The sequence below is a fragment of the Kitasatospora sp. NPDC049258 genome (assembly GCF_040678895.1).
Classification (GTDB): domain Bacteria; phylum Actinomycetota; class Actinomycetes; order Streptomycetales; family Streptomycetaceae; genus Kitasatospora.
The window spans coordinates 1-5,479 of record NZ_JBFAQT010000087.1 but is presented as its reverse complement, the minus strand read 5'-3'; the positions used below and the strand labels follow the sequence as shown (position 1 = coordinate 5,479).

Genomic DNA, 5,479 nt, shown 5'->3' with positions numbered 1-5,479 from the left:
CGGCCGGCCCCCCGGGCGCCCGCAGTCCAGGCCCTGCGGCCCGCCCCCCCGGCGGCCGCCGAGCCCCCCCGCCCCGCGCCCCCCCCGCCGCAGGCCCCCGCGGGCGCCGCTGCGGCCGCCCGCCGCCCGGCAGTCTCCCGCACCCCGGCCCGCCCGGCGGCGACGCGCACGGGCACTCCGGCCACCGCGCGTCCCGCTGCTCCCGCTTCCACGGCGGCCGCGAAGTGGTGGCCGATGGTCGCGCTGGACGTCGCCGAGGACGGCACCTGGGCGCTGGACATCCCGCAGATCCCGGCCCCGGCCGGGACCAAGCTCGGCGACTGGTTCGCGTGGCTGGGCACCGGCCTGCCGCTGCGCATCGAGCGGGCCCACCCGTCGGGCAAGGGCGGTGACGGAACGGTGTGCCTGACCGCGGGCGCGCTCAAGCAGCTTGGCCTGCCCGCCGCGCTCCCGGCCACCGAGAAGGCGCTGGCCGCGCTGCAGACCAAGCTGGCGAAGGCCGCCGCTACGGTCGGCATGGAGGTCTCCGAGCACGTCGGCCCGGCGTTCCACGCGTTCCGCCGCTCCGGTTCGGCCGGCGGCCAGAAGACCTCGGTCCGGGTCGTGGTCGCGCCGTGGCTGGGCCAGGGCGACGGCCGCCAGCAGGCCACCAGCGCGCTCGCCGTCCAGTTGGCCACCGCCCCGGACGGCACCGTGGACGGGGCGACGTTCGCGCGCCGCTTCCGTGCCTTCACCACCGATCTGGGGGTCGCCCCGGGTGCGACGACCGCTGTCACCGGCATGAACCTGCTGGAGGCGGTGCGCCCGCGCGAGGAGTGGGTGAAGAACCCGGCGACGGGGGAGTGGTCCTCCTTCCTCCGCGAGGGCGCCCTCCCCAAAGGCGACGTGTCGGTGCCGCCGGCCGCCGGAGCCCGCCACCCGGCGACCCGCCAGCTGCTCGCCGCGGGCGAGACGGTGTGCGAGGAGGAGGACTACAAGTGGTGGGCCCGCGAGCTCACCGAGCAGGAGGCCGTCCGGCCGTGGGCGGTCGCGGTCGACGTCTGCGCCTCCTACCTGTCCGTCACCGACTCCCTGCGCCTGCCCGCCGGACCGCTCAAGCTCGTGCAGGGCCCGGACTGGAACGGTGGCAAGACCGCAGGCCTGTGGTGGTGCGACTTCACCACCACCCCGGTGGACGAGCTGCTCCCGCACCCGGCCACCTTCCACGGCCGCCCGCCCACCGGGCCCAGCTGGTACGCCACCCCGACGGTGGCCTACATGGCCGAGGCGTACGGCTTCGACCCGGCCACCATCACCCAGGCCTACATCTCCACCCACACCGTGCCGCTGCTCAAGGAGTGGACCGGCCGGATCCGGGGCGGCTACAAGCGGACCTACGCCGACCTCGGCCTGACCGACGGCCAGGCCCCGGAGGAGTTCCTGGCCGCCTACGCCGTGCACAAGGACACCGGCGACGACCCCGCCCGGGCCGACGCCCTGGTCCTCGCCGGGCTCTACAAGTCCGTCTACAAGGGCGGCATCGGCAAGTGGTCGGACTCCGCCAGGCACCTGAGTGACGAGCAGTGGGAGGAACAGGTCGCCTCCAAGTGGTCCTACCGGGCCGAGATCCGCTTCCACATCATCGCCGCCGCCCGGATCGCCGCCCACCGCCGCCTGCGCAAGACCTTCCTGCTGACCGGCCGGGCGCCGATCGCCGTCAACGTCGACTCCTACCTCTACGCGACCGACGAGGCGTCCCCGCTGGAGCTGCTGCCGGTCAAGGACGACGGCACCCCGGTGCCGGGCGCGCTGCGCCTGGGGATCGCGCCCGGCAGCCACAAGCACGAGTCCTCGATCCCGCTGCCCGCGGTGCTCGAGGCGCTGGGGCGCCGTGAGTACCCGTCCAAGCTGGTCCACCACTACGCCACCGACGGCACCTACATCGGCCCCGACCAGGCCGACGCCGGGCCGGCCGGCACCGACCACGATGAGGAAGGCGGCAACTGATGGCGAAGGGGATTTTCGGGCGGGTCCGCGAGGCTTTGTTCCCCTCGCGCAAGGCACCGGTGCAGTCCACCACGCAGGCCGGGCAGGTGCGGGACCGGAAGTACGGCGGCAGCACCAAGGCGATGGCCGCCGCCTACGGCGTCTCCCCCCGCACCGTCCAGCGGTGGATCGACGGCTCCCGCCACCCCGTCAAGCAGCAGGAGAAGCTGCGCCTGGACGCGGTCGAGGTGCAGACCACCGAGCGCGGCCGCGAGCGCAAGGCCAAGCAGCTCGCGCAGCGCGGCACCATCTCCGGCGTGCGCGCCCGGGTCGGGCGGACGATGACGTTCGAGATCCGGGGTTCGGACGCGGTCCGCCAGCGCGACGTCCACCTCGAGCTGACCGGCGACCAGGCCGCCGCCCTCGCCCGGGCGCAGGACGAGGGGGAGGTGCGCGAGGTGATCGGCGGTGCCCTCGCCGACTACTTCAACGGCGGCTCCTACGGAGGCTTCGACCCCGAGGACTTCACGTTCGACCCCGACGACTTCGACCTGAGCTGACCCGCCACCCAACTCCCCGGGGCGGCCCGTACCAGGGCCGCCCCGCCCCCATCTGACGAAAGAGAGGCCCTGATGCGCGGCCCCGGCTACTACCTGGTGACCGACCTCTTGGTGGCCGCCGGCCACACCCGCGAGCAGGCCTCCGCCGCCATCGCCCGGATCGAGTGGGACGTCCTCGACGCGGTGCAGGGCACCGTCTCCAGCATCGGCGTGCGCTTCCCCGACGACCGCGACGGGGACGGCTACGTCGACGGCTGGCACGACAGCAGCATCGCGGTCAACGCCCGCCTGGCCGAGCTCGCCGAGCGCTCCCGCGTCGAGGCCAAGCGCGGCGGCATCGCCATGCCGTCAGCACCGAACCCGCCGATCCCCTGGTCCCCGGCCCCGCCCAGCCCCGAGCTGCGCGACGTGCGCGCCGTGATGGAGGACCTGTTCCACGGCCTGGTCGGCGAGCGGCCCCACGACGAGGAGTTCACCGACCACGTCCTGTACGCGGTGCGGTGGCTGGTCACCGAGCCCGGCTACCCCGCCCGCCTCACCGCCTTCACCCACGACCGGGAGCCCGAACTGCGGCAGCTGTACCGCGACTACGGACCCGGCAGCGCACACGACACCGACCCCGGCGCCTGGCCCGCGCCCGCCTACGTCCTCGCCCGCCAGCCCGAGAGCCTGATCCTCGCCGAGCTGCTCACCCACCGGCCCCTCGCCCTCGCCGGGGCAATGGAGGACACCCCGCCCGGAATTTACCTGGCCGACATGGCCACCGCCTGGCCCCACCGCAGATGACCGCACCACGCTCCGGAACGGCCAGCCGCCGCCCGGTAACTCACCTGCAAGCAAGGCAAGTTCGAGTCATCACAACCTCGGGACCGGCAGCAGCACCAGGACGGACCAGGGCCCGACCCGGCGAGCGGTCCGGCCCGCTCACGACCGGCTGGAAGCCGGTTTTGCGGGGCCGATCGACCCAGACCCGGACCGGCCACTGAATTCTCGAACCATCCGAACCGCAATCCCCGGCCCCCGGAAAGAGCGTCGCACAGCGATATCCGGCGGCCCGAGCAGGGAAATCCGCCCGAATTTCACCGAAGGAACGGAAATCGCCATGACCGACGTCACCGACCCGAACACCGAACGGCTGGCCCGCCTCGCCGCGCACCGGCTGCGCCGCGCCCTGGCCGCCGGCGCCGGGCCAGTCGAGCTGCCGCCGACTGAGGAGCTCGTCGCCCTGGTCGCCGAGTTAGACCGGATGCGGGCGCTGGTGGCCGACGCGTGGAAGCAGGCCGCGGTGCAGCTGGCGGCCGTCCCGCACGACCCAACCGCCCTCACCGGCCCCGTTTGGTATGCGACGGGGTGGGACGACGCGGTCCACTTCCTCCACGACATGGCCGATGGCATGCGGCCGTAGCGCCCGTGAGAGGAAGGTGGGCGGCACTACGCTGCGGGCCATGACCGGACGAATCGGCAGGGGCGGTCGGAAGGGCCAGAAGCACACCGCCACCCCCACACTCCGCGAGTACGACGTTGCACCGGCCTCCCCGGTCACCGTCACCAGCGCGGACGGGAGCAGCAGGGTGGTCCCGGCGCAGAAGGCGAGGGCCCCGCAGAAGCCGCAGCGGCGCCGCGGCCCGCTCATCTGCGCGATCTGCGGCGAGGCGACTGCGGACTCCCCGCCCGTGTACGGCGTCCAGGGCCGCTCCCGGGGCAAGCCGGTCCACCGGGCCTGCGACCCGCACGCCACCGCCAAGCGGCCCCAGCCGAAGCCGAAGCCCGCCGGCCCGGCGAAGCCGCCGAAGGTGACCGGGTCCGTCCCGGCCGGCACTGACCCGGGCGACGCCTGGCGGTTCCTGTCGTGCACCCAGTGCGGCGCCCAGCCCAAGGCCCTGTGCGTCCTGACCTACAGCGACCAGAGCACCGCCGAGACGCAGACCCCGCACCGCGAGCGGGAGGCAGCCGGCCGCCGCGCCCTGCTCGCCCGCTAGGGCTCGCACTGGCGCCGCTCCCCGATCGGGTGAACCGCTCCGGCCCGGCAGCGGCGGGCGGCGGTACGCTCCGGCCACCCTGACGATCAAGGAGCGCCCTCGATGCCGAAGAAGCCCGGCCTCGCCCACCACGACCACCTGCGGCTCGGCCAGGTGCTCGCCGGGATACGGGACCAGGTGTTGGAGGTGCGCGTCACCCTGCTGGGCGCCTACCCGAAGACCGGACCCGGGGCGCAGCCGACGGGAGAGGCGCTGATCGCGCTCGAGGCGCTGGACCGGCTGCGGGAGCAGATGGAGAACCGGGTCTTCGCCGAGCACCCCGAGCACGCGTCGACGAAGGTCTACTCCCCGCTGGCGGAGCACCGGGCACAGCTGACGGTTCCCGGCCTGCCTGGCCCGCGGCTTCGGGTGGTCGAGCCGTGAGCGGGCGTCCAGGCCGTGGCGCGGCGGCCCGGCCGCCAGGCGGGCTGTGCGCGATCTGTCGCCGCCCGCTTGGGACCGCCCAGCGGGCGGTGAGCAAGACGAAGAAGCCGTGCCACGCCGCGTGCCTGGAGCGGGCAACGGCGGCCGGGCAACGGTCGGTGGCCCCGGACACACCGCTGCCGCCGCTGCCGGGGACGGCCCCGCCGTCGAAGGCGGCCCGGGCGGTACCGGCCCCCGCTCCGGAGCGCGGCCCCGGCGCACCGTCGCGGTTCCCGGGACGGTGCCCGATGTGCGAGCAGGCGTACCCGGCGAAGACCAGGGTGACGAAGATCTTCGCCGGGTGGGCGCACACCGACTGCGTCTTCCCGCCCGCCTCCCGCAGGGATGGCGGCCCGGCGGCGGCGTTCGAGGAGAACCGGCAGGCGGTGCTCTCCGGGGAGACGTTCCGCGGCCGAGCCCCTTCGACCTGGCGCCGGGGCTCCTCCCCGAGCAGCAGCCGAGGCCGCCGCTGACGGACAACGACACGATGGTGGGCGTGGTCCGGCATCACAG

7 protein-coding genes are annotated in these 5,479 nt (G+C 74.6%); all 7 read left to right on the top strand.

Annotation, left to right across the window (positions count from 1 at the left end):
* Positions 1–234: 234 nt before the first annotated feature.
* Positions 235–1,986, top strand: coding sequence for a hypothetical protein (locus AB0K43_RS31195; protein ID WP_363645760.1), 1,752 nt, complete (start codon positions 235–237; stop codon positions 1,984–1,986).
* Positions 1,986–2,525 (top strand): hypothetical protein, encoded by a 540-nt coding sequence (locus AB0K43_RS31190; RefSeq protein ID WP_363645758.1) that lies wholly within the window; start codon positions 1,986–1,988, stop codon positions 2,523–2,525. The genes AB0K43_RS31195 and AB0K43_RS31190 overlap by 1 nt, the downstream gene beginning before the upstream one ends.
* A gap of 72 nt (positions 2,526–2,597) precedes the next feature.
* Positions 2,598–3,311: a hypothetical protein gene (locus AB0K43_RS31185; RefSeq protein WP_363645756.1), complete on the top strand. Its 714-nt coding sequence runs from the start codon at positions 2,598–2,600 to the stop codon at positions 3,309–3,311.
* Positions 3,312–3,627: 316 nt separating this feature from the next.
* Positions 3,628–3,930: a hypothetical protein gene (locus tag AB0K43_RS31180; RefSeq protein WP_363645754.1), complete on the top strand. Its 303-nt coding sequence runs from the start codon at positions 3,628–3,630 to the stop codon at positions 3,928–3,930.
* A 40-nt stretch (positions 3,931–3,970) separates the two neighbouring features.
* Complete coding sequence (locus tag AB0K43_RS31175; RefSeq protein WP_363645752.1) at positions 3,971–4,504, top strand: hypothetical protein; 534 nt, start codon at positions 3,971–3,973, stop codon at positions 4,502–4,504.
* A 102-nt stretch (positions 4,505–4,606) separates the two neighbouring features.
* Positions 4,607–4,927 carry a hypothetical protein gene (locus AB0K43_RS31170; protein WP_363645750.1) on the top strand — a complete coding sequence of 107 codons (321 nt, stop codon included), beginning with the start codon at positions 4,607–4,609 and terminating at the stop codon, positions 4,925–4,927.
* 287 nt (positions 4,928–5,214) lie between these two features.
* Positions 5,215–5,439 carry a hypothetical protein gene (locus AB0K43_RS31165; RefSeq protein WP_363645749.1) on the top strand — a complete coding sequence of 75 codons (225 nt, stop codon included), beginning with the start codon at positions 5,215–5,217 and terminating at the stop codon, positions 5,437–5,439.
* Positions 5,440–5,479: the final 40 nt, after the last annotated feature.

Coding starts and splice junctions, on each gene's coding strand:
- AB0K43_RS31195 (WP_363645760.1), top strand. CDS start 235: ATGGTCGCGCTGGACGTCGCCGAGGACGGCACCTGGGCGCTGGACATC.
- AB0K43_RS31190 (WP_363645758.1), top strand. CDS start 1,986: ATGGCGAAGGGGATTTTCGGGCGGGTCCGCGAGGCTTTGTTCCCCTCG.
- AB0K43_RS31185 (WP_363645756.1), top strand. CDS start 2,598: ATGCGCGGCCCCGGCTACTACCTGGTGACCGACCTCTTGGTGGCCGCC.
- AB0K43_RS31180 (WP_363645754.1), top strand. CDS start 3,628: ATGACCGACGTCACCGACCCGAACACCGAACGGCTGGCCCGCCTCGCC.
- AB0K43_RS31175 (WP_363645752.1), top strand. CDS start 3,971: ATGACCGGACGAATCGGCAGGGGCGGTCGGAAGGGCCAGAAGCACACC.
- AB0K43_RS31170 (WP_363645750.1), top strand. CDS start 4,607: ATGCCGAAGAAGCCCGGCCTCGCCCACCACGACCACCTGCGGCTCGGC.
- AB0K43_RS31165 (WP_363645749.1), top strand. CDS start 5,215: ATGTGCGAGCAGGCGTACCCGGCGAAGACCAGGGTGACGAAGATCTTC.